Source organism: Amycolatopsis sp. NPDC003865 (assembly GCF_053605345.1).
In genome coordinates this window covers 334,416-354,805 of sequence record NZ_JBSGJA010000005.1, presented here as the reverse complement: position 1 = coordinate 354,805, position 20,390 = coordinate 334,416, and the positions used below count along the sequence as shown (strand labels likewise).

The 20,390-nt window shown below is 69.8% G+C and carries 14 protein-coding genes; 6 read left to right on the top strand and 8 right to left on the bottom strand.

The features are described 5' to 3' along the window. The first annotated feature begins 50 nt into the window (after positions 1-50). Positions 51-1,271: a cytochrome P450 family protein gene (locus ACWEVP_RS15755; protein ID WP_452063243.1), complete on the top strand. Its 1,221-nt coding sequence runs from the start codon at positions 51-53 to the stop codon at positions 1,269-1,271. Positions 1,272-1,365: 94 nt separating this feature from the next. Here the strand turns inward: ACWEVP_RS15755 and ACWEVP_RS15750 are convergent, their stop codons facing one another. Next, positions 1,366-2,787: a cation:proton antiporter gene (locus tag ACWEVP_RS15750; protein WP_452063242.1), complete on the bottom strand. Its 1,422-nt coding sequence runs from the start codon at positions 2,785-2,787 to the stop codon at positions 1,366-1,368. Positions 2,788-3,284: 497 nt separating this feature from the next. Here ACWEVP_RS15750 and hppD point away from each other — a divergent pair, with 497 nt between their 5' ends. The 4 genes from hppD to ACWEVP_RS15730 are packed head-to-tail and all read left to right on the top strand — an operon-like array spanning position 3,285 to position 7,645. Next, positions 3,285-4,337, top strand: coding sequence for a 4-hydroxyphenylpyruvate dioxygenase (gene hppD, locus ACWEVP_RS15745; protein WP_452063241.1), 1,053 nt, complete (start codon positions 3,285-3,287; stop codon positions 4,335-4,337). 20 nt (positions 4,338-4,357) lie between these two features. Continuing rightward, positions 4,358-5,632 (top strand): NAD(P)/FAD-dependent oxidoreductase, encoded by a 1,275-nt coding sequence (locus ACWEVP_RS15740; protein ID WP_452063240.1) that lies wholly within the window; start codon positions 4,358-4,360, stop codon positions 5,630-5,632. A 22-nt stretch (positions 5,633-5,654) separates the two neighbouring features. After that, positions 5,655-7,409, top strand: a complete 1,755-nt coding sequence (locus ACWEVP_RS15735; protein WP_452063239.1) for a non-ribosomal peptide synthetase — start codon at positions 5,655-5,657, stop codon at positions 7,407-7,409. A gap of 17 nt (positions 7,410-7,426) precedes the next feature. Continuing rightward, positions 7,427-7,645 carry an MbtH family protein gene (locus ACWEVP_RS15730; RefSeq protein WP_452063238.1) on the top strand — a complete coding sequence of 73 codons (219 nt, stop codon included), beginning with the start codon at positions 7,427-7,429 and terminating at the stop codon, positions 7,643-7,645. A 166-nt stretch (positions 7,646-7,811) separates the two neighbouring features. Here the strand turns inward: ACWEVP_RS15730 and ACWEVP_RS15725 are convergent, their stop codons facing one another. From ACWEVP_RS15725 to ACWEVP_RS15705, 5 genes are all read right to left on the bottom strand, one after another. Further along, positions 7,812-9,401, bottom strand: coding sequence for a 4-hydroxyphenylacetate 3-hydroxylase family protein (locus ACWEVP_RS15725; RefSeq protein WP_452063237.1), 1,590 nt, complete (start codon positions 9,399-9,401; stop codon positions 7,812-7,814). 136 nt (positions 9,402-9,537) lie between these two features. After that, positions 9,538-11,937, bottom strand: coding sequence for a beta-propeller fold lactonase family protein (locus ACWEVP_RS15720; RefSeq protein WP_452063236.1), 2,400 nt, complete (start codon positions 11,935-11,937; stop codon positions 9,538-9,540). A gap of 178 nt (positions 11,938-12,115) precedes the next feature. Further along, positions 12,116-13,612 carry a multicopper oxidase family protein gene (locus ACWEVP_RS15715; protein WP_452063235.1) on the bottom strand — a complete coding sequence of 499 codons (1,497 nt, stop codon included), beginning with the start codon at positions 13,610-13,612 and terminating at the stop codon, positions 12,116-12,118. A 331-nt stretch (positions 13,613-13,943) separates the two neighbouring features. Further along, the gene (locus ACWEVP_RS15710) at positions 13,944-15,428 is read right to left on the bottom strand and encodes an MFS transporter (RefSeq protein ID WP_452063234.1); all 1,485 of its coding nucleotides are present in this window, start codon (positions 15,426-15,428) and stop codon (positions 13,944-13,946) included. Between the two features lie 31 nt (positions 15,429-15,459). Further along, positions 15,460-16,137 carry an O-methyltransferase gene (locus ACWEVP_RS15705; RefSeq protein WP_452063233.1) on the bottom strand — a complete coding sequence of 226 codons (678 nt, stop codon included), beginning with the start codon at positions 16,135-16,137 and terminating at the stop codon, positions 15,460-15,462. Between the two features lie 217 nt (positions 16,138-16,354). Between ACWEVP_RS15705 and ACWEVP_RS15700 the strand changes: the two genes are divergently transcribed. Beyond that, positions 16,355-17,728 carry an extracellular solute-binding protein gene (locus ACWEVP_RS15700; protein WP_452063232.1) on the top strand — a complete coding sequence of 458 codons (1,374 nt, stop codon included), beginning with the start codon at positions 16,355-16,357 and terminating at the stop codon, positions 17,726-17,728. A gap of 89 nt (positions 17,729-17,817) precedes the next feature. On the opposite strand, the gene ACWEVP_RS15695 is transcribed toward ACWEVP_RS15700, so the two are convergent. Further along, positions 17,818-19,338 (bottom strand): 4-hydroxyphenylacetate 3-hydroxylase family protein, encoded by a 1,521-nt coding sequence (locus tag ACWEVP_RS15695; protein WP_452063313.1) that lies wholly within the window; start codon positions 19,336-19,338, stop codon positions 17,818-17,820. Between the two features lie 303 nt (positions 19,339-19,641). Then, positions 19,642-20,259: a dihydrofolate reductase family protein gene (locus ACWEVP_RS15690; RefSeq protein ID WP_452063231.1), complete on the bottom strand. Its 618-nt coding sequence runs from the start codon at positions 20,257-20,259 to the stop codon at positions 19,642-19,644. Positions 20,260-20,390: the final 131 nt, after the last annotated feature.

Sequence of the window (20,390 nt, the reverse complement as noted above, 5' to 3'; positions counted from 1 at the left end):
ATCGATGATGGAAGGGATTTTTTCGGTGTCGCCGGCAGTGTGGAGTGAAAATGGACGAGTGCCCGTACGTACTGGACCGCAGCGGCAGCGATCTCCACGGGGAGAACAAGAACCTGCGCGCCCGCGGCCCGGTCACCCGCGTGGAACTGCACGGCGGGTACACCGCCTGGTCCGTGACGGGTTTCGAAGAGGCGAAGCAGCTGCTCGTCGACCCCCGGATCGCGAAGAACACCAAGGACAACTGGCCGGAGTACCAGGCGGGCCGGGTGCCGCAGAACTGGGAGCTGTTCACCTGGGTCGCCATGGACAACATGCAGACCCGGGACGGGGCGGAGCACGACCGGCTGCGCAAGCTCGTCGCGAAGGCGTTCACCAACCGCCAGGTGGCGAAGTCCCGGCCGATCATCGAAGGCATCGTGCACCGCCTCCTCGACGAGCTCGCGGCGGTGCCCGCCGACGAGGTGGTGGACATCAAGGGCCAGTTCTTCTACCCGCTGTCGACCATCCTCGTCTGCGACCTGCTGGGCATCCGCGACGAGGACCAGGCGACCATGCTGCGGGGCGCCCAGGTGAACGCGAAGACGGACAACACGGCCGAGGAGTCCGAGGCCAACCTCCACCAGTGGCACGAGGCGCTCGGCCGGCTGGTCGCGACGAAGCGCCGCGAGCCGGGCGACGACCTCACCACCATCATCATCAAGGCCACGGAGGACAACGAGGCGCCCCTCACCGACGAAGAGGTCGTCGGCTCGGTGCACCTGCTGATCGGCGGTGGCACCGAAACCACGGCCAACGTCCTGTCCCACACGCTCGTCGACCTGCTCACCCACCCCGACCAGCTCGCCGCGATCCTCGCCGGGGAAGCGAGCTGGGAAGCGGCGTGGGACGAGGAGGTCCGCAAGGACGGCGCCGTCGGCTCGATGCCGTTCCGGTGTGCGCTCGACGACATCGAGATCGGCGGGGTGACCATCGCCAAGGGCGACCTGGTGCTGATCAACTACCTGGCGGCGGGCCGGGACCCCGCCAAGTACGGCGACACCGCCGACGAATTCGACATCACCCGCGCGGACAAGAGCAGCCTCGGCTTCGGTTACGGCCGGCACCGCTGCCTCGGCCCGGCCCTGGCCACGATGGAGGCCCTGGTCGCGCTGCCGGCGTTGTTCGAGCGCTTCCCCGACCTCAAGCTGGCCGTCCCGGCCAGCGAGCTGAAGCCCGCGCCCACCTTCATCTTCAACGGGTTCGCGGAAGTCCCGTTGTTGCTGCGGGGCTGAACGCGGCCGGCTCGCGGTGCCGCGGCGAGCCATCCGGACTATGCGAAGGGCGCCGGTCACGATGTGGCCGGCGCCCTTCGCGTTCGTCCGCCCGTCAGGCGGCTTTCGGCAATTCCTCGTCGAAGTGCTGCACGCGGGTCCCGCGGGCCGCTTCCCGGCGGCCCGCCCGCTTGTCCAGGTACACCGCCATCGGGGCCGTCATCGCCGTGGAGATCAGCGCCATCAGCACCAGCATGGTGAACATCTCCGGCGACAGCACCCCGAGGTCCAGACCCACGTTCAGCACGATGAGCTCGGTCAGGCCCCGGCAGTTCATCAGGACGCCGATCTGCAGCGCCCGGCAGAAGGTTTCCCCGACACTGCGGGCCGCCGCCGTCGCGCTGACGAGCTTCCCCACCACCGCGACCACGAGGATCGCGGCGCACCACAGCCACAGCGTGGGGTCACTGAGCAGCCGGATGTTCGTGCGGAGGCCGCTGTAGGCGAAGAACAGCGGCAGCATCAGGGACGTGGTGAGCCCGTTGACGTTCTGGTGCAGCCACTTCTCGATCACGTTGCCGCGCGGGAAGACCAGGCCGAACATGAACGCGCCGAACATCGCGTGCACACCGATCCACTCGGTGGCCATCGCGCACAGCAGCACGCCGACCAGGGCCAGCGGGGCCAGCCGGCGCAGCTTCGGCTCGGAGGTCCGGCTGAAGTACTTCGCCATCAGCGGCCGGACCACGTAGTACAGCAGGCCGGTGAAGGCCGCGGCCAGGCCGAGGGTCAGCAGCACGCCGAACAGCGACGAGGCGGTGACCAGTGCGACCACCAGCGCGAGCAGGGACCACGCCGTGACGTCGTCGACCACCGCGCAGGTCAGCGCGACTACCCCGATCCGGCTGTGGAACATGCCGGTGTCCTTGAGGATCCGGACGAGCACCGGCAGGGCGGTGATGCTCATCGACACGCCGATGAACAAGGCGAACGCCAGCGACCCGACACCCTGCGGCGCGAACTTGGCGTACGCGAAGACGGCGAGCAGAACGCCGAGCACGAACGGCACCGCGATGCTGACGTGGCTGACCACCACGGCGAGGTGCCCGCGGCCGCGCATCAGCCGGGTGTTCACCTCGAGCCCGGCCAGGAACACGAACAGGACGACGCCCACCTGCGCCAGCACGTTCAGCTGGGGCATGATCGCGGTGGGCAGCAACGCCGACGCTGCCGACGGCGAGATCGCCCCGAGCACCGACGGGCCGAGGACGATGCCCGCGGCGATCTCGCCGACCACCGGTGGCTGGCCGATGCGCCGCATCACCCAGCCGGCCGCCTTGCACGCGGCGATGACGACCGCGATCGCCAGCAGCAGCTGGGCCACCGGGTGCCCGGTGGCCGCCGCCGACTTGGCCGCCACCCCCGCTCCCTTGCTGTCCCGGGTGAGCAGGACGATGCTGGCCAGCACCGGTATCACGACGAGCAGGCCGTAGACCCCCAGCGCCCGGCTGGTGTACTTCCGCTTGGTATCCGCCATCGGTGATCTCCTCTCTCAGAGCGGGCCCGGTGACGCCGGCCGGAACGACGGGCCGGCGCGTGGGCCCGCGCCGCGCGAAGCAGGCACCGGGAATGGACTTGGGTGCCGTGCGAACAACGTATCCGCGGCCGCTGGTCCGGAGTCTTTCCGAGTGCTTCGGTCACGCCGCTGCGCAAACGCGGAGAAGACGCGCGGGGGGTCGGCGGGAAATCCTGGGAAACCACGGTTTCCGGGAGGACGCGATGGGCCGCGACGGCCGCAGCGCCGCGAGGCGCGAGCACTGCGAACGCCCCGACGACGTGACCTCCGTCGACGAAAACGGAAAGAGCCCGGCAGCAGGCGCCGGGCTCTTTCCGTTTTTCCGCACGGCCGTCGGCAATCGGAAAGATGCGTTCGCGCGTACCGGCTGTCAACGTCGATGGGAGTGTTTCACATCAGCGTCTCTGGCGGGTTCTGGAGGACAGGTGACGGTATCGCGGACGCGGGCGTCCGAAAACATGACCGTTGATTACGTCGAGTTTTACGTCGAGGACATCGAAAAGAACATCAAGTGGCTTGTGGACGGTTACGGCTGCGGGGTGCGTGCGACCTCCGGGGACGCGCCGGGACAGGTCCGTTCGATCGCGGTCGGGCAGGGCGATATCGATCTGGTGCTGACCGAGCCGGTGGAGCAGGACCACTCGGCCGCCGCGTACGTCGAGCGGCACGGTGACGGGGTCGCCAACATCGGCCTGCGGGTGCCCGACGCGGCCGCGGCGTTCGACGCGGCGGTCAGCGGCGGTGCGCGCCCGGTCTCGCCGCCCGCCGAGCGCAACGGCGTGGTGACCGCGTCGATCATCGGGTTCGGCGACGTCACGCACACCTTCGTGCAGCGCCCGGCCGGCTCGGCCGCCTACGACGCGCACGGGCTGGTCGCGCGGCCGGGTGCCGGCGGTGCCGGTACCGGCCTGCTCGCCGTCGACCACTTCGCGGTGGTCGTCGAGCCGGGGCAGATCGACGCCACCGTCGACTTCTACCGGCAGGCCCTCGACTTCGACCTCACGCTCGCCGAGCGGATCGTGACCGGTGACCAGGCCATGTACATCAAGGTGGTGCAGAGCAAGTCGCGGGCGGTCACCCTGACGCTGATCGAGTCCGACCCGGCCGCCGAAGCCGGGCACGTCGACGAGTTCCTGAAGGACCACGGCGGGGCCGGCGTGCAGCACATGGCGCTGTCCACGGGGGACGTTCTCGCGTCCGTGCGGCAGATCGGTGACAACGGCATCGAGCTGCTGTCCACTCCGGACGCTTACTACACCCTGCTCGCCGAGCGCGTGCAACCGGACCGTCACAGCGTCGAGGAGCTTCGCGCGCTGAACATCCTGCTCGACGAGGACCACGACGGCCAGCTCTACCAGATCTTCGCGAAGTCGGTGCATCCGCGGAACACGATCTTCCTGGAGATCATCGAACGAGCGGGCGCGAGCACGTTCGGCAGTTCGAACATCAAGTCCCTGTACGAAGCGGTCGAGACCCAGCGGCACCGCGCCGGTGACTCGGACTCGAAGTGACTGACGGAGGAATCACGACTATGGCTGGCACGGAAGACTTCGACGTCGTCGTCATCGGCGGTGGTCCCGGTGGCTCGGCGACCGCGGGACTGCTGGCGCAGCAGGGTCACAAGGTGCTCGTGCTGGAGAGGGAGAAGTTCCCCCGCTACCACATCGGTGAATCGCTCATCACCGGCTCGATGCCGACGATCGAAGCGCTCGGGCTGCGCGACAAGCTGGACCGGATGGGGTACGTCCGCAAGTACGGCGGCACGCTGATGTGGGGTCGCAACCAGGGCGCCTGGGACTTCCGGTTCACCGAGGCCTCGGAGTACGAGTACACCTTCCAGGTCCGCCGCGCGGACTTCGACTCGGTGCTGCTCGGCCGGGCCCGCGAACTGGGCGCGCTCGTCATCGAGGAGGCCACGGTCCAGGATGTCCTCTTCGAGGGCGACCGCGCGGTCGGCGTGCGCTTCCAGCGCAAGGGCGACGCGGAACCGACGACCGTCGGCTCGAAGCTGGTGGTCGACGCGTCCGGCCAGCAGCACCTGCTCCCGCGCAAGCTCGATCTCATCGAGTACCACAACGACCTGCGCAACCTCGCGGTCTGGGCGTACTTCCAGAACTGCAACCGCTACAGCGGGACGCGGTGGGGCGACACCCTGACCGAGAACCGCCCGCACGGCTGGTTCTGGTTCATCCCGCTCTCGGACGGCACGGTGAGCGTCGGGTACGTGACGCCCATCGAGGAGTTCAAGAAGTCGGGCAAGACGCTCGAGGAGCTGCACGCGAGCGAGCTGGCCGCGGCCGACGAGATCACGTCGCTGACCGCGCCGGCCACCCGGGTGAGCGGCTACCGCACGATCAAGGACTGGTCGTACACCTGCAAGAAGTTCTACGGTCCGGGCTGGGCGCTGGTCGGCGACTCGGCCGCGTTCATCGACCCCCTCCTCTCCACCGGCGTCGGCCTGACGCTGCGCGGCTCGCTCGGCCTGTTCGAGACGGCCAACCTCGCGCTGCGCAACCCCGACCAGGAGGCGGCGCTCTACGACCGCTACGAACGCAACTACCGCGAGTTCCTCAACTCGCTCTTGGAGTTCGTCCGGTTCTTCTACGACCGCACGAAGTCCAAGGAGGACTACTTCGACGCCGCGCAGCAGAGCATCGACCCGAAGCGCCTGCGGCCGCGCAAGATCGACTTCGCCCGGATGCTCTCCGGCGTCTCCGGGATGCGTGACATCTTCGACGGTCCGCTGGCCCTGCGGGCGTTCCGGGACTCCGACGCGCCGCAGACCCCGGACACGTTGGCGGGCTAGGAAAGGGATGGGGAACACGGAAATGGGATCATTTGTCATCCCCGAGCGGTTCGCCGAGCAGGCCGCCCGGACGCCGGACGCGGTGGCGGTGTCCGCCGGCGAGACCAAGCTGACCTACCGCGAGCTGGACGAGCGGGCCAACCGGCTCGCCCACCGGCTGATCGGGCTGGGCGTCCGCCAGGACGACCGCGTGGCGGTGCTGCTGGAGCGCTCCATCGACCTGGTCGTGGCGACCCTCGCCACGGTCAAGGCCGGCGGCGTCTACGTCCCGGTGCACGAGGACTACCCGGCGGAGCGCCGCCAGTGGGTCGTGGACCACGCCGAGGTGACGGTGCTGCTGGCCGACACCGCCACCCACGCGGCGGGGCTGCCGGGCGGGGTGCCGGTCCTGGTCGTCGACGACGACCCGGCCACCGCGGAGCAGCCGGCCACCGACCCGTCGGTGCCGATCCACCCGGACCAGCTGGCCTACGTCATCCACACCTCCGGCTCCACCGGCCACCCCAAGGGTGTCGCGGTGACCCAGCGGGACGTGGTGCGGCTGATCTTCAACACGCAGTGGACGCCCGAGCGGCACGCGCGGGTGCTGATGGTGGCGCCGTACGCCTTCAACGTCTCCACCTACGAGATCTGGATGCCGCTGCTGCACGGCGGCCGGATCGTCATCGCGCCGCCCGGGCGCCTGGAGCCGGCCAAGCTGCGCGACCTGATCGCGGGGGAGCGGATCACCGGCATCCACCTGACGGCCGGTCTGTTCCGGGTGCTCGCGGAGGAGTCGCTGGAGACGTTCACCGGCCTGTCGGAGATCCTCACCGGCGGCGACGTGATCGCGCCCAACGCGGTGCGCCGGGTCCTGGACGCCTGCCCGGACATCGTGATCCGGGCGATGTACGGCGTCACGGAGTGCTCGTTGTTCTCCGCCCACCACCCGCTGACGGCGTCGTACCGGCCCGGCACGCTGGTGCCGGTCGGGGACGCGTTCAACGACGTCGACATCCGCATCCTCGACGACCGCCTGTCCCCGGTGCCGAACGGCATCGAAGGGGAGATCTACATCGGCGGCCGCGGGGTGGCACGGGGCTACTACGGCCGCACCGACCTGACGGCCGAGGCCTTCGTGGCGGACCCGTTCGGCGAGCCGGGCGCCCGCATGTACCGCACCGGCGACCTGGCCCGGCGCAACGACGACGGGCTGATCGAGTTCGTCGGCCGGGCGAGCAGCCAGGTGAAGATCCTCGGCTTCCGGGTCGAGCTGGCCGAGGTCGAGGCGGCGCTGAGCAGCTACCCCGGTCTCGCGCAGGTCGTCGTCGTGGTGCGGGAGCTCGAATCGGGCGAGAAGCGGCTGGTCGGCTACGTCGTGCCGGACGCCGGCGACATCGACCTGGGTGCACTGCGCGCCCACGCCAAGGAGCAGCTGCCCGACTACATGGTCCCGGCCGCGCTCATCCGGCTGGACTCGCTGCCGCTGACGTCGAACGGCAAGCTGGACCGCAAGGCGATGCCGGAGCCCGACTTCGAGGCAGCGTCGGCGTTCCGGGCCCCGGAGACGCCGCTGCAGGAGAAGCTGTGCGCGATCTTCAGCTCGGTCCTCGAGGTGCCGAAGGTCGGCATCGACGACAGCTTCTTCGACCTCGGCGGCCAGTCGCTGCAGGCGATGCGGCTGCTCAGCCGCATCCGGACCGAGCTCGACGTCGACTTGCTGATCAACGTGCTGTTCGACGTACCGACGGTGGCCGGGCTGGCCGACCACCTCGACGACGCCGCCGCGGCGGCCTGAGCCGGAGGGAGGATCGGATGGCCAACCCATTCGAGGACCAGGACGCCCACTACACGGTCCTGCGCAACGACGAGGACCAGCACTCGCTGTGGCCGGCGTTCGCGGCCGCCCCGGACGGCTGGGCCGTGGTGCACGGCCCGGGACGCCGGGAGGAGTGCCTGGCTTACGTCCGCGAGCACTGGCTGGACCTGCGGCCGCGCGGGGTCGCCGAGTTCATCGCGGCGCAGACCGGCTGAGTCCGGCCGGCCGGTGAACCGAAGTCCGTCCGGCGGGGTTTCCCTCGCCGGGCGGACTTTCTTTTGTGCCTGACAGCGCGGTCCCGCGAGACTCTCCTTCACCTGACAACGCGAAACGCCGTCGTCCCGGACCGGGAAGGTCCGGGACGACGGCGTTTCCGGGTGGTCAGCCGAGCAGGTCGCGCCCCAGCGCGCCGAGGTGGTCGAACGACGCGAGGTCGGGGACGGTCCAGCCGTCGAGGTCGTACTCGGCGAGGCACGTGTCGACGAATTTCTGGTAGCCGTCGAGCTGCCCGTCGGCGAGCTGGCCGAGCAGCAGCTCGACCCGCGTGTTCTCCATGTTGCCGGCGTAGTTGCGTTCGTAGAGTTCGTGGCGGCCGCCGAATTCGGTGCCCACAGCGTCCCACAGCAGTTTCATGACCTTGACGCGTTCGGTGGCGTCGATGCCGTGGGAGCCGCGCAGGTACTTGTCGAGATACGGCCGGACCTCGGGATTCGAGAAGTCCTTCGCACTGGAATTGAGGTAGATGAGGCCGCTGGCGACGTCTTGGAGGACGATTTCCCGGATCCGGGCGTAGCCGAGCTGGGAGAACCAGCGGTAGGCCATCCCGTAGTTCGGGTTGGGCAGCACGGCGCCGTTGCGCCAGGGGACGGGGTTGCGCGCGGCGGCGTCGGAGAGGCCCCAGAAGAGGTTGCGCCACGCGAGAACTTCGCCCAGCCGGGCTTGCACGCCGCGGAAGTCGCTGACGCCGGTGATTTCCAAGGCTTTCGCGAGCAGGCCGGCGAGGAATTCGAGTTTGACGGCGAGCCGCGTGCAGCCGTGGAAGGTGAACCGCTCGATGAAACCGGATTGCCCCGAGAACATGCCGACCTTGACGACGTCGCCGTAGATGAACACGTTCTCCCAGGGGATGAGCACCTTGTCCAGGACGAGAATCGTGTCGTTCTCGTCGAGGCGGGAGGAGAGCGGGTAGTCGAAGGGGCTGCCGGTGAGGGCGGAGGCCGCGGTGTAGGACTGGCGGCAGATGAGCTTCATGCCGGGTGCGTCCATCGGCACGGTCGCGACCAGGGCGAACTTGCGGTCCTTGATCGGCAGGCCGTAGTGGGCGATGAAGTTGTAGTGGGTGAGAGCGGAGCCGGTGGCGACGACTTTGGCGCCGGAGACGATGAGGCCGTTGTCGGTTTCGCGTTCGACGTGGACGAAGACGTCGGCGACTTCGTGGGGTGGCCGGTCGCGGTCGACGGGTGGGTGCACGATCGCGTGGTTCCAGTAGAGGACTTTTTCCTGCGATTCGCGGTACCAGCGGCGGGCGTTGTCGGCGAAGGGGTTGTAGAAGTCGGCGTTGGCGCCGAGGGTGCCGAGGAAGGCGGCTTTGTAGTCGGGGGAGCGGCCCATCCAGCCGTAGCTGAGGCGGGACCAGGCGGCGATGGCCTGCTGGTCGGCGACGAGGTCTTCGGCGCTGTGCGGGGTGGTGAAGAAGCGGTGGGTGTAGCCGCCCGGCCCGCCGGTGTCGGTGGCGGTCGTGAGGACGTCCCGGTGCTGGGGGTCGTGCAGGGCGTCGTAGAGCCGGGCGACCATCCGCGCCGGGTTGCGGAACGCGGGATGCGCGGTGACGTCCTTGACGCGTTCGCCGTAGAGGTAGATCTCGCGGTCGTCGCGCAGGCTCTCGAGGTACTCGGCCCCGGTCAGCGGGCGCGTGGTTTCCCCCGCCCGGGACGCGGGGTCGTTCGCTGGCGCATTGCTGGCGGCTGCCATGTCCTGGTCGTCCCTTCGACGAGCGTGAACCACATCGAGCATCACATTCGCGGCCCCGCGCCGGCGTCCTCGCGGATGCGGTGCGCGAGCCGCGAAACCGGGGTGCGGCTCAGGCGAGCCGCACCCCGGGGTGTCTTCAGTTGCCTCCGGCCGGTGGCGGGTTCACATCGGTGAACGACGTCGTCGGCTTGACCGCCGTGTAGGGCGTGAAGCTCGGGCAGTCGGTGAAGGCGTTGGTCATCGGCGTGGCGTACGCGTCGAACTGGGTCAGCGGCTTGATGCCGACGAGCAGTTCGATGGTGCGCAGCACCGACACCGTGCTGTAGAAGGTGGAATCCACCTTGCCGGTCTGCGTGTACGGGCTGACCACCAGCGACGTCGTGCGGTGCGCGTCCACGTGGTCCGCGCCGGCCTGGGCGTTGCTCTCGGTCACGAAGATGGCCGTGTCGGCCCAGTACTTCGAGTGCGAGACCGCCTCCACCAGCTGGCCGAGCGCCCAGTCGTTGTCCGCGACGTAGGCGGGCGGAGTCGGCTTGCCGGGCCAGTTGCCGAACGTGAAGTCGTTGGGCAGCGCGACGAACTGGACCGTGGGCAGGTTCCCGCCGGCCACGTACCCGGCGAACTCCCGCTTCCACTCCTCGATGCGCGGCAGCATGCAGCTGCTGCCGCCCTGCGGCGCGAAGCTGCCGGCCGAGTCGGCGCAGTCGGGCTGGAAGCCGACGTAGTCCGGATCGGTGTGCGCGTCCAGCGTCGGGTCGGGGGCGTGCAGCTTCCCGGCCGCGTCCGGCGCGACGGCGAACCCGTAGTTGCGGAAGGAGATCCCCTTGGCCGCCAGCCGGTCCCAGATGTACGCGCCGGCCGGGTCCCGGTTCGGCGCGACGGCCGGATCGGCGGTCGCGGCCGGCGGCATCGTGCCGCCGGTGTGCCGCCGGGGCGTGGCTCCCCAGGTCTGCTCGGTCAAGGAGTTGGAGCCGGCCGCCGTGGCCCAGCTCCAGCCCTGCACGCCCACCTCCGCGCTGGCGTAGGTGTTGTCCAGCGTCACGAACCGGTTCGAGAGCGCGCGTTGGTTCGGCGTGCTGGCTTCGCCGAACAAGCTGAGCTCCGGGATGCCGTCGCCCTTGCCCAGATCGCCGAGCACCTGGTCGTAGGTGCGGGCTTCCTTGACCACGTAGATCACGTGCTTGATCGGTGTCGGGCCGCCGACGCGGCCGGGCACGATCGAGTTGCCCCCGCCGCGGACGCGGTCGGCGAGCGCGAACCCGTTGTTGCCGACCACCTGCCGGGTCCAGCCGGCCAGCTGGGCGGGGTCCGCGCTCACCGCGATGGTGGACAGCGTCCCGACCATCATCGTGCCGATGAACTGGGCACGCCACGCCGGGTCCATGGTCAGTTCCGGGGTGTCCTTGAAGGGGTTGGGACCGTCGGGGTTCGGACCGGCGCCGAGGCCCTTGGCGTTCAGGACGAACAGCTTGCCGGCCGAGGCGAGCACCGCCGCCGGGTACCAGCCGGTGGGGATCAGCCCGGTGACCTGCCCGCCGCCCACGTCGATCACGGCGACGTCGTTGTTGCCGGAGTTCGCGACGTACAGCGTGCGCCCGTCCGGCGACAGGGCCAGGCCGAGCGGGTTCGAGCCGACGGGCGCGTTCGGGTACGGCGCCAGGTCGATGGTCCGCACGACCCGGTTGGTCGCCGTGTCGAGCACGCTGACCTGGTCGGAGTCGCCGTCGGCCACGTAGAGCCGGCGGCCGGCGGCGTCGAGGACCGACTGGTTGGGGTGGGTGCCGACGGTGACCGTGGTGAGCACGGCCGGGGTCGCGGTGCTCACGTCGAGCACGCTGACGGTGTTGCCGCCGCGGTTGGTGACGTAGGCGGTGCGCCCGTCTTTCGCCAGGGTGACCCCGTACGGGGCGTGACCGACGCCGATCGTGCTCGCGTGGCCGGTGGCCAGGTCGACCACCGTCGCGGCGTCGGCCAGCTGGTCGGCGACGACGAGCCGGGCGCCGTCCGGCGTGACCGCGAGACCGGCCGGGTAGACGTCGACCGGCCGGCCGGTGGCGTCGGTGACGGCCAGCGGGATCGCCGCCTGTTCGGTGAGCTGCGCACCGGAGACGCCGAGCACGTGGATCTTGTCGCTGCCACCGCCGCTGACGTACAGGTGGGTGCCGTCCGGGCTGAACGCCAGCCCCGTGAACACGGCTTCCGGCGGGTCGTAGGTGATCGTCTGCGTCACCGTACTGGTCGCCGCGTCGACGACCTGCAGGGACTGCGGGCCGTTGCCCGCGTTCGCGACGACCAGGTGCCGCTGGTCCGGGAAGAACACCGCACTGAGCGGCAGGTCGCCCAGGTCGGTCTGCCGGCCGGCAGGGGTGACCCGGAAGCCGACCGGGGTGACGGCCGTGCCGTCACCGGCCGGGCCGGCGTGCTTGACGGGGCTCGTCGTCGCGGCCGCACCACTGCCACTGGCCAGCACCAGGGCGGCCGCGGCGGCGATCACCGCGAGTTTGGCCCGGCCGTCCGGACGAAAGCGAAACATCATCGGCACTCCCAAAACCGATCACGGGGCCGAAGTCGGGCCGGCCCGGGAACGCGGCAGAAGCCTGACAGCCGTTCCGCGCGGGGTGCATCTCCTGTGTTGCCGACCGTCCATCCACTGTGGACAGGCACGGCGAAGCCCGGGGAGCGGCGGAAAATCCGCTCCCCGGGCCGGGCCGGGTTCAGGGCACGATTTCGATCTGGCCCATCATGCCCAGCACCGAATGCTCGATGAAGTGGCAGTGGAAGACGTACTTGCCGAGGTAGTCGCCGAAGGTGGCCTGAACCGCGACCGAATTCCCCGAGGTGACGAACACCGTGTCCTTTTGCCCCGCGTCGACCGGCAGCAGCGGTGCGCCGCCGCGGTCGACGACGCGGAACTGCACCAGGTGTATGTGGAAGGTGTGGTTGAGGGGCGCGGCGTCGCCGTTGTGGATCCGCCAGAGTTCCGTGGTGCCGCGCTTGATCTGGTAGTCCACCCGGTTCGGGTCGAACGCCTTGCCGTTCATCAGGCCCATCGGGGTGGCACTGGTGAGGTCGAAGCTCATGGTGATGTCGCGAGTCACCGTCGCCGGTGGCATGGCGGGGAGCGGGCGCAACACGGCGGGGACGCGACTGGTGTCCGGCGCGGACCGTACGACGTCGAACCGCAGGACGGGGCCGGCGTCGGCGTCGGACAGCACCAGCTGCGTGCCGACCGGGAACCTGCCGAAGTCGACCACGAAGTCGGTGCGCTCGCCCGAAGCGAGGGAGAGCTCGGTCTCCGGCACCGGGGCGGGCAGCAGTCCGCCGTCCGAGCCGATCCGGATCATCTCGGTGCCGTTCAGGTTCAGCGTCATGAGCCGCTCGTTGGCGGCGTTCAGCAGGCGGAACCGGTACTTGCGCGCGGCGACCTGGAAGTACGGCTGGATCTTGCCGTTCGCCAGCACGGTGGGGCGCAGGGCCGGCCAGTCGCTGACCAGCTGGGCGTTCCCGTCGAAGTGCGCGTCGCGCAGCAGGATCGGCACGTCGAACTCGCCCGAGGGCAGCCGCAGCGGTGTCTCGACGTCGTCCTCGAGGACGTAGAACCCTTGCAGGCCGCGGTAGAGGTGATCGGCTTCGAACCCCATCGCGTGGTCGTGGTACCAGAGCGTCGCGCCCTGCTGCAGGTTCGGGTACCGGTAGACGCGGGAGGCGCCGGGCGCGAGGGTGTCCATCGAGTAGCCGTCGCTGTCCTGGGGCGTGTGACCGCCGTGGAGGTGGACGTTGGAGGCCTCGCTCAGGCCGTTGGTGTAGGTGATCTGCACGGCGCGACCGGTCCGGGCGCGGATGGTCGGCCCCGGGAAGAGGCCGCCGTACGTGAGCACAGGGGTCTTCGTGCCGGGGAAGATCTCCACGTTCGCCGGCTGGATCGCCAGCCGGTAGAAGTCCGTGGTCGAGCTGCACGCGACCGGGCGCAGGACGGGCGACACGGGCATGGCCGCGGTGAACGGGGTGACCGGAGGCGGCGGGGTTGCCGCGGTGAGAGGTCCGGAGTGGTGCAGCATGCCGGCCATGTCCGTGCCGGCCATCTGCCCGCCCATGTGCGCGTCGGCCAGTGGCCGCACCTGCGCGGGCGTGCCCTTCGGCAAAAGTAATCCGGCCGCCGCTCCGCCCACGGTCAGCCCGCCGAGTGTGATAAGGCGTCGTCTGTTCAGCATTGCATTTCGCTCCCCAGTGCCGGTGTAGTAGAGGCCGGCTGCAGGGATCGTCGCATTCACCCGAGTCGGAAACGTTCTTTCTCCGTGCGCTGTGGCGATGGTGATGACCGACGAAAATGCGTGGTCGGCGTGATTGTTTTTCCCTCACGCGCGGAATCGCCGGAAATGTCGGGGAAATGGCACGGTGAGCATTGGATCGATCGCGCAGTGTGGTGCTGCCGGTGACCGCGCGGCCGCGCTGCGTCGGTCCCGCCGACGCGACGGAGCGGGCGCCGGAGTGGTTCCAGCGCCCGCTCGTTGCCGGCCGTCGACGAACTTCCGAGACGCGGCACTAGGCCGCTTCGCGGCCCGCCTTGCCGGCGATCGCGGTCACGGTCGCGGATCTCCTCGGCTTGCCGAGCAGGAACAGCGCGGCGAGGACACCGGCTACCGCGAAGGCGATGGCGACGGCGAAAGCGGTCCGGAAGCCGGCCGTCATCGCCGAGGCCGGATCCGGTCCGCTCGCCGCCGACGCCGCGACCGTGGTGAGGATCGCGATGCCGAGGGCGCCACCGATGTGGAACGCGGCGGTGTTCACCCCGGACGCCATGCCGGCGTCGTCGGCGGGCACCCCGGCCAGCCCGGCGACGGAGCCGGCGACGAACGCGGCGCCGAGCCCGGGACCGAACAGCAGCATGCCCAGCAGCATGTCGCCGGCGAAGCTGCCCTGCGCGGAGATCCCGGTCAGGCTCAGGCAGCTGAAGCCGATCAGCACCAGCCCGGCCACCGCGACCGGGCGGGTGCCGAACCGGGTCACCAGCGGGCCGCCGGCGAGCGTCGAGCCGACCACGGTCAGCACCGTCATGACGGCGAACATGAGGCCGTACTGGACGGCCGAGTAGCCGAGCACCACCTGGGCGTACTGGGTCATCACCACGCCCATCCCGCCGTGCACCGCCATGCCGACGGTGAGCATCACCAGGTTGCCGCCCATGAACCCCTTGCTGCGAAGGTACTTCAGCGGCAGCAGCGGGGCGGCGGAGCGGCGTTCGGCCAGGACGAACCCGGCCAGCAGCACGAGGACGACGGCACCGAGGCCGATCGTCCGGCCGCTCCACCAGCCGGCCTGCGGTGCGTCGACGATGAGGTAGACGAGTCCCACGAGGGCCGCCGTGCTGGTCAGCGCGCCGGCCACGTCGAAGGTCCGGGCCCGCTCGCGGTCGTAGCTCTCCCGCAGCACCAGCGGGCTCAGCACCACCACGAGCACGGCCACCGGGATGTTGACGAAGAAGATCCAGCCCCAGCCCGGCCCGCTGGTGAGCGGTCCGCCGAGCAGCGAACCGATGGTGCCGCCGATCCCCGCCGCCGAGCTCCAGACCCCCAGCGCCTTGTTGCGCTCGCGGCCTTCGGCGAACGTCGTCATCAGGATCGACAGCGCCGTCGGCGTCATGATGGCCGCGGCGAAGCCCTCGGCCACCCGGGCCACGATCAGTACTTCAACCGACCACGCGAGCCCGCACAGCAGCGACGAAACGGCCAGCAGGGCGGAGCCGACGATGAACATCCGGCGCCGGCCGAGCAGGTCCGCCACGCGGCCGCCGAGCAGCAGCAGCCCGCCGAAGCTGAGCAGGTACGAGCTGAGCACCCACTGCACCGCGCTCGGCGTCAGCGCCAGGTCCTTGGCCATCGACGGCACCGCGACGAACACGATCGAGCCGTCGAGGATGATGATGAAGGTCGCCGCGCACAGCACGGCCAAAGCCAGCCGGCGGCGCGGGTCGAGCCGCGCGCGTCCCTGGATCGGCGACACCGTCGCCCGGTTTCCCTTGCCGTCCATCAGTCCTGCCCACCTCTTCCGGATGCCGGGTTCACCGGGGGTCGGCGACGACGTTGGCGCGCTTGTACGCCAGCGTCACACCGTCGAAGACGGGGAGCATGCTCAGTTCGACCCGCTTGTCGTCGCGCAGTGCGATGTTCAGCTCCCGGAGCGCGTCCGTGTCGGGGTCGCTGACGTCCGGCTGGGCGACCCGGCCCGACCAGAGCACGTTGTCCAGCACCACCAGCCCGCCCGGCCGGAGCAGCTCGAGGCACCGTTCGTAGTAGACGGCGTAGCTGTCCTTGTTGGCGTCGATGAACGCGAGGTCCACGGTGCCTGCCGCGCCGTCGGCCAAGAGCGCGTCCAGGGTCTCGACCGCCGGCCGCAGCTCGAGCTGGATGCGGTCGGCGACGCCGGCGCGGGCCCAGAACGGCCGGCCGATGTCGGCCCACTCGGAGCTGACGTCGCACGTGATGAGCTTGCCGTGCGCGGGAAGGGCCCGCGCCATCGCCAGCGCGCTGTACCCCGTGAACGTCCCGACCTCCACCACGGTGGTGGCGGAGATCAGCCCGACGAGGAAGCTGAGCAGCTGCCCCTCCACCGGCGGGGCCAGCATGCCGTGCGCGAGCAGCTCCATGGTGGCCATCCGCAGTTCGCGCGCGATATCGTCCTCGCGGAGCGACACGTCCACCACGTACTGCTGGATTTCGTCCAGTTCTCCGGTCGCCATCAGCGTTTCCTCCTGGTGATAAACGAATGCGGATCGGCCCGCCACCTCGACGATCGGTTGGGCGCACGCAATCGGAATGCTCGCACACGGAAGTGCCTGGCACGTCTTGAAAAGTGCGTCGGCCCGCACTGCAGGAGAGGGGGCGCGCCGGTGCCGGCTGTTAACCTCGGTTCCCGGGCAGTCCTGGGTCGGCAACGTGAGAACTGCGGAGGGCGCTGTGTCGAATTCGACCGGGATCGACGAGCCGATCACCATCGAGGTGTGGCTCGGGGACAGTGCGAAGACCGGCGATTCCGACGAGGACATGCTTCCGGGTTTCGGCAATCCGATCGTCGACGCGGCCGATTCGTTCAACCGGGCGCACCCGGAGTACCGGGTGCGGATCCGCAAGATCGATTATCGCGAGCTGCCGAAGGCGGTGGCCGAAGCGGTCACGCGGGGGAACCCGCCGGACCTCGCCGAGTACGTCTACACCGCGACCCAGGTCGCGCTCGACACCCGGAACCGCGCCGGCGAACCGTTGTTCGTGCCGGTCCAGCGCGCGGTCGGGGACCGCGCCAAGATCCTCGGCGAACCGGTGATCATCGACGACCTCATGCCCTCGGCGCGCGATTACTGGAGCCGCGGCGGCGAACTGGTTTCCGTACCGACGTCCGTCACGAGCAATGTCCTCTTCGCCAACAAGACCGTGCTCGAGCGCGCCGGCGTCGACCGGATGCCGGTGACGTGGCAGGAGCTGACGGCCGCGTGTGCCGCCGTCGCCGGCCTGCCGGACGGGCCGCCGCACGGGGTCACCTGGCCCAACTATGGCTGGCTGTTCCACCGCGAGGTGGTCGGGCAGGGCGGGTTGTTCAGCAACGGGGACAACGGCCGGACCGCCCGATCCACGCGGGTCTTCCTCGATTCCCCGGAACTGCTCCGCTATGTGCGGTGGTGGCAGGAGCTGCGGAAGAGCGGCCACTACTTCTACACCGGGGAGCTGAACGACTACTTCGGTGGCATGGAGGCGTTCGGCCGGCAGGAGGTCGCTTTCGCGGTCACCTCGTCGGCGGTCGGCGACGTCATGGCGGGCATGGCCGCCGAAGGCGGCTTCGAGTGCGCGGTCGGCCAGCTGCCGCGGTCCGGTGACCGGCCGTACAGCGGCGGGCCCTTCGGCGGCCAGTCCTTCTTCCTGACTGCCGGCCTGCCGAAGGAGAAGGAAGACGGCGCGCTGGCCTTCCTCCAGCACCAGCTCAACCCGCAGCACGCGATCGCGCGGATGCGGGACCGGTCCCTGCCGCTGACCCGGCCGGCGTACGAGCAGGCCGTGGCCGAGCACTGGACCGAGCCGTTCCCCGGTTTCCTCGTGGCGACCGAGCAGCTCGCCTCGCCGAACCGGACGCCGGCCGGAGCCGGCCCGCTGCTCGGGAACCTCAACGGCATCAACGGTGTGATGACCGCGGCGATGCACGACGTGCTGGTCTCGGGCGCGGATCCGGCGAGCCGGTTCCGCCTGGCGGGCGAGGAAGCGCAGGCACTGCTCGACCGGCACAACGCGGCGGCCCTCGCCTACCCGCCCGTGACTCCGGACGCCCTGACCGTGACGGCGTGACCGCGGCTTTCGCCTGACCTCGGCACTCAAGACCGACGGGGGAGCACCGGATCGATCGGTGCTCCCCCGTTCGGTGCGCCGTCCGGACCTCAGCCGAGGAGGTCGCGGCCCATCTTGCCGAGCTGGTCGAACGAAGCGAGGTCGGGGACGGTCCAGCCGTCGAGGTCGTATTCGGCGAGGCATTGGTCGACGAAGTGCTTGTAGCCGTCGAGCTGCCCGTCGGCGAGCTGGCCGAGCAGCAACGCCACCCGGGTGTTTTCGTGGCTGCCCGTGTAGTTGCGTTCGTAGAGTTCGTGGCGGCCGCCGAATTCGGTGCCGACGGAGTCCCAGAGCAGCTTCATGACCTTGACGCGTTCGGTGGCGTCGATGCCGTGCGAGCCGCGGAGGTACTTGTCCAGGTATGGCCGGACGTCGGGGTTCTCGAAGTCCTTCGCGCTGGAATTGAGGTAGATGAGGCCGCTGGCGACGTCCTGGAGGACGATCTCGCGGATCCGGGCGTAGCCGAGCTGGGAGAACCAGCGGTAGGCCATCCCGTAGTCCGGGTTGGGGAGCACCGACCCGTTGCGCCATGGCACCGGGTTGCGGGCGGCCGCGTCGGAGAGGCCCCAGAGCAGGTTGCGCCAGGCGAGGACTTCGCCCAGCCGGGACTGCACGCCGCGGAAGTCGCTGACACCGGTGATCTCCAAGGCTTTCGCGAGCAGGCCGGCGAGGAATTCGAACTTCACGGCGAGCCGCGTGGCGCCGTGGAACTGGGCCCGCTCGTTGAAGCCCGACTGCCCGGCGAACATGCCCACCTTGGCCACGTCGCCGTAGATGAACACGTTCTCCCAGGGGACCAGCACCTTGTCCATCACGAGGACGGCGTCGTTTTCGTCCATCCGGGACGACAGGGGGTAGTCGAAGGGGCTGCCGGTGAGGGCGGAGGCCGCGGTGTAGGACTGGCGGCAGATGAGCTTCATGCCGGGTGCGTCCATCGCCACGGTGGCCACGATGTTGAACTTCCGGTCCTTGACCGGCAGCCGATCGTGGGCGATGAAGTTGTAGTGCGTGAGAGCCGACCCGGTGGCGACGACTTTCGCGCCGGAGACGATCAGGCCGTTGTCGGTTTCGCGCTCCACGTGGACGAAGACGTCGGCGACTTCGTGGGGCGGCCGGTCGCGGTCGACCGGCGGGTGCACGAAAGCGTGGTTCCAGTAAAGGACCTTCTCCTGCGATTCGCGGTACCAGCGGCGGGCGTTGTCGGCGAAGGGGTTGTAGAAGTCGGCGTTGGCGCCGAGGGTGCCGAGGAAAGCCGCCTTGTAGTCGGGCGATCGCCCCATCCAGCCGTAGCTGAGGCGGGACCAGGCGGCGATGGCCTGCTGGTCGGCGACGAGGTCTTCGGCGCTGTGCGGGGTGGTGAAGAAGCGGTGGGTGTAGCCGGTGCCGCCGGTGTCGGTGGCGGTGGTGAGCACGTCTTTGTGTGCCGGGTCGTGGAGGGCGTCGTAGAGCCGGGCGACCATCCGCGCCGGGTTGCGGAACGCGGGGTGTTCGGTGATGTTCTTGACGCGCTCGCCGTAGAGATAGATCTCGCGGTCGTCGCGCAGGCTCTCGAGGTATTCCGCCCCCGTCATCGGACGCGTCGGCTCGGTCACCGGGCCACCTCCGCCCCGGACTCGGCGTCCGCCGCCGGGTGAGTGCCGCGCTCTCGCGATGCGGGCCGGTGGTCGGCGTCCGGTACTGCGAGCGGTTGGGCCATCTGTCCCGTCTCCTCTGTCGGGCCGCCGGGTCGTCCGGCCGCTGGGCGAAGGTCTGCCACGGCGCCGAACCCGGTGAACGGCCGGGCGCGCGGGAAGGGGCGTCTTCGCCAGCATGCTGGAGGTGCCGATCGCGCCGCATCTCGTTGCTTGCTGGGGCGACGCCGCCCGTCTTCGCACTCAGGCGTCGGCCCTGGCGTACCGGGGACGGCCGTGGGGCCGGTAGGTCTGGAGCGTCATCCCCGTGGCGGTGGAGCGCGATTCGACCTGCTCGAGCACGGTGTCGAGGCCGGCGTCGGGGAACAGCCGCGTGCCCTGGCCGAGGATCACCGGAGCGATCAGCAGGATGATCTCGTCGACGAGCTCGTGGTCGAGCAGCCACCGGATCAGGGCGCCGCTGCCGTGCACCTGCAGTTCGCCGCCCGGCTTCGCCTTCAGCTCGCCGACGGCGGCGGCGAGGTCACCGGAGAGCACGGTCGTGTCCGCCCACCCCGGATCGGTCAGCGTGTTCGACGCGACGTACTTGGGCTTGGAGTTCAAGGCCACCGCGATGACGTTGTCGCCCGGGTCCGCGGCCATCGCACCCCACGAGCCGGCGAAGATCTCGTAGGTCCGGCGTCCGAAGAGGAACGCGTCGGCGCGTGCGTAGACGTCGTTCAGGAATGTTCCGGCCTCGTCGTCCCACAGCGGACCCTGCCACCCGCCGCGCTCGAACCCGCCCCGGCGGTCTTCGTCGGCCGCGCCGAGTCCCTGCATCACGCCGTCGACGGTGACACACGTCGTGGTGGTCAGTTTCACGGTCTTCCTGCTCTCTTCCGGCTTCTGCGGATGTCCTCTCGAATGCGCGCGCCAGAGTAGCGCGGCCTGTCCGTTTCGGTGCACTGAAGCGAATCCGCGGCAATTGCGGAGAAATCCCGGACCCGCACGAG

What these genes read in the sequence shown, in the direction of transcription:
- ACWEVP_RS15725 (WP_452063237.1), bottom strand. Translation starts at nt 9,401, where the DNA reads ATGGCAGCCGCCAGCAATGCGCCAGCGAACGACCCCGCGTCCCGGGCG.
- ACWEVP_RS15750 (WP_452063242.1), bottom strand. Translation starts at nt 2,787, where the DNA reads ATGGCGGATACCAAGCGGAAGTACACCAGCCGGGCGCTGGGGGTCTAC.
- ACWEVP_RS15755 (WP_452063243.1), top strand. Translation starts at nt 51, where the DNA reads ATGGACGAGTGCCCGTACGTACTGGACCGCAGCGGCAGCGATCTCCAC.
- ACWEVP_RS15735 (WP_452063239.1), top strand. Translation starts at nt 5,655, where the DNA reads ATGGGATCATTTGTCATCCCCGAGCGGTTCGCCGAGCAGGCCGCCCGG.
- ACWEVP_RS15720 (WP_452063236.1), bottom strand. Translation starts at nt 11,937, where the DNA reads ATGATGTTTCGCTTTCGTCCGGACGGCCGGGCCAAACTCGCGGTGATC.
- ACWEVP_RS15705 (WP_452063233.1), bottom strand. Translation starts at nt 16,137, where the DNA reads ATGGCGACCGGAGAACTGGACGAAATCCAGCAGTACGTGGTGGACGTG.
- hppD (WP_452063241.1), top strand. Translation starts at nt 3,285, where the DNA reads ATGACCGTTGATTACGTCGAGTTTTACGTCGAGGACATCGAAAAGAAC.
- ACWEVP_RS15730 (WP_452063238.1), top strand. Translation starts at nt 7,427, where the DNA reads ATGGCCAACCCATTCGAGGACCAGGACGCCCACTACACGGTCCTGCGC.
- ACWEVP_RS15710 (WP_452063234.1), bottom strand. Translation starts at nt 15,428, where the DNA reads ATGGACGGCAAGGGAAACCGGGCGACGGTGTCGCCGATCCAGGGACGC.
- ACWEVP_RS15740 (WP_452063240.1), top strand. Translation starts at nt 4,358, where the DNA reads ATGGCTGGCACGGAAGACTTCGACGTCGTCGTCATCGGCGGTGGTCCC.
- ACWEVP_RS15715 (WP_452063235.1), bottom strand. Translation starts at nt 13,612, where the DNA reads ATGCTGAACAGACGACGCCTTATCACACTCGGCGGGCTGACCGTGGGC.
- ACWEVP_RS15695 (WP_452063313.1), bottom strand. Translation starts at nt 19,338, where the DNA reads ATGACGGGGGCGGAATACCTCGAGAGCCTGCGCGACGACCGCGAGATC.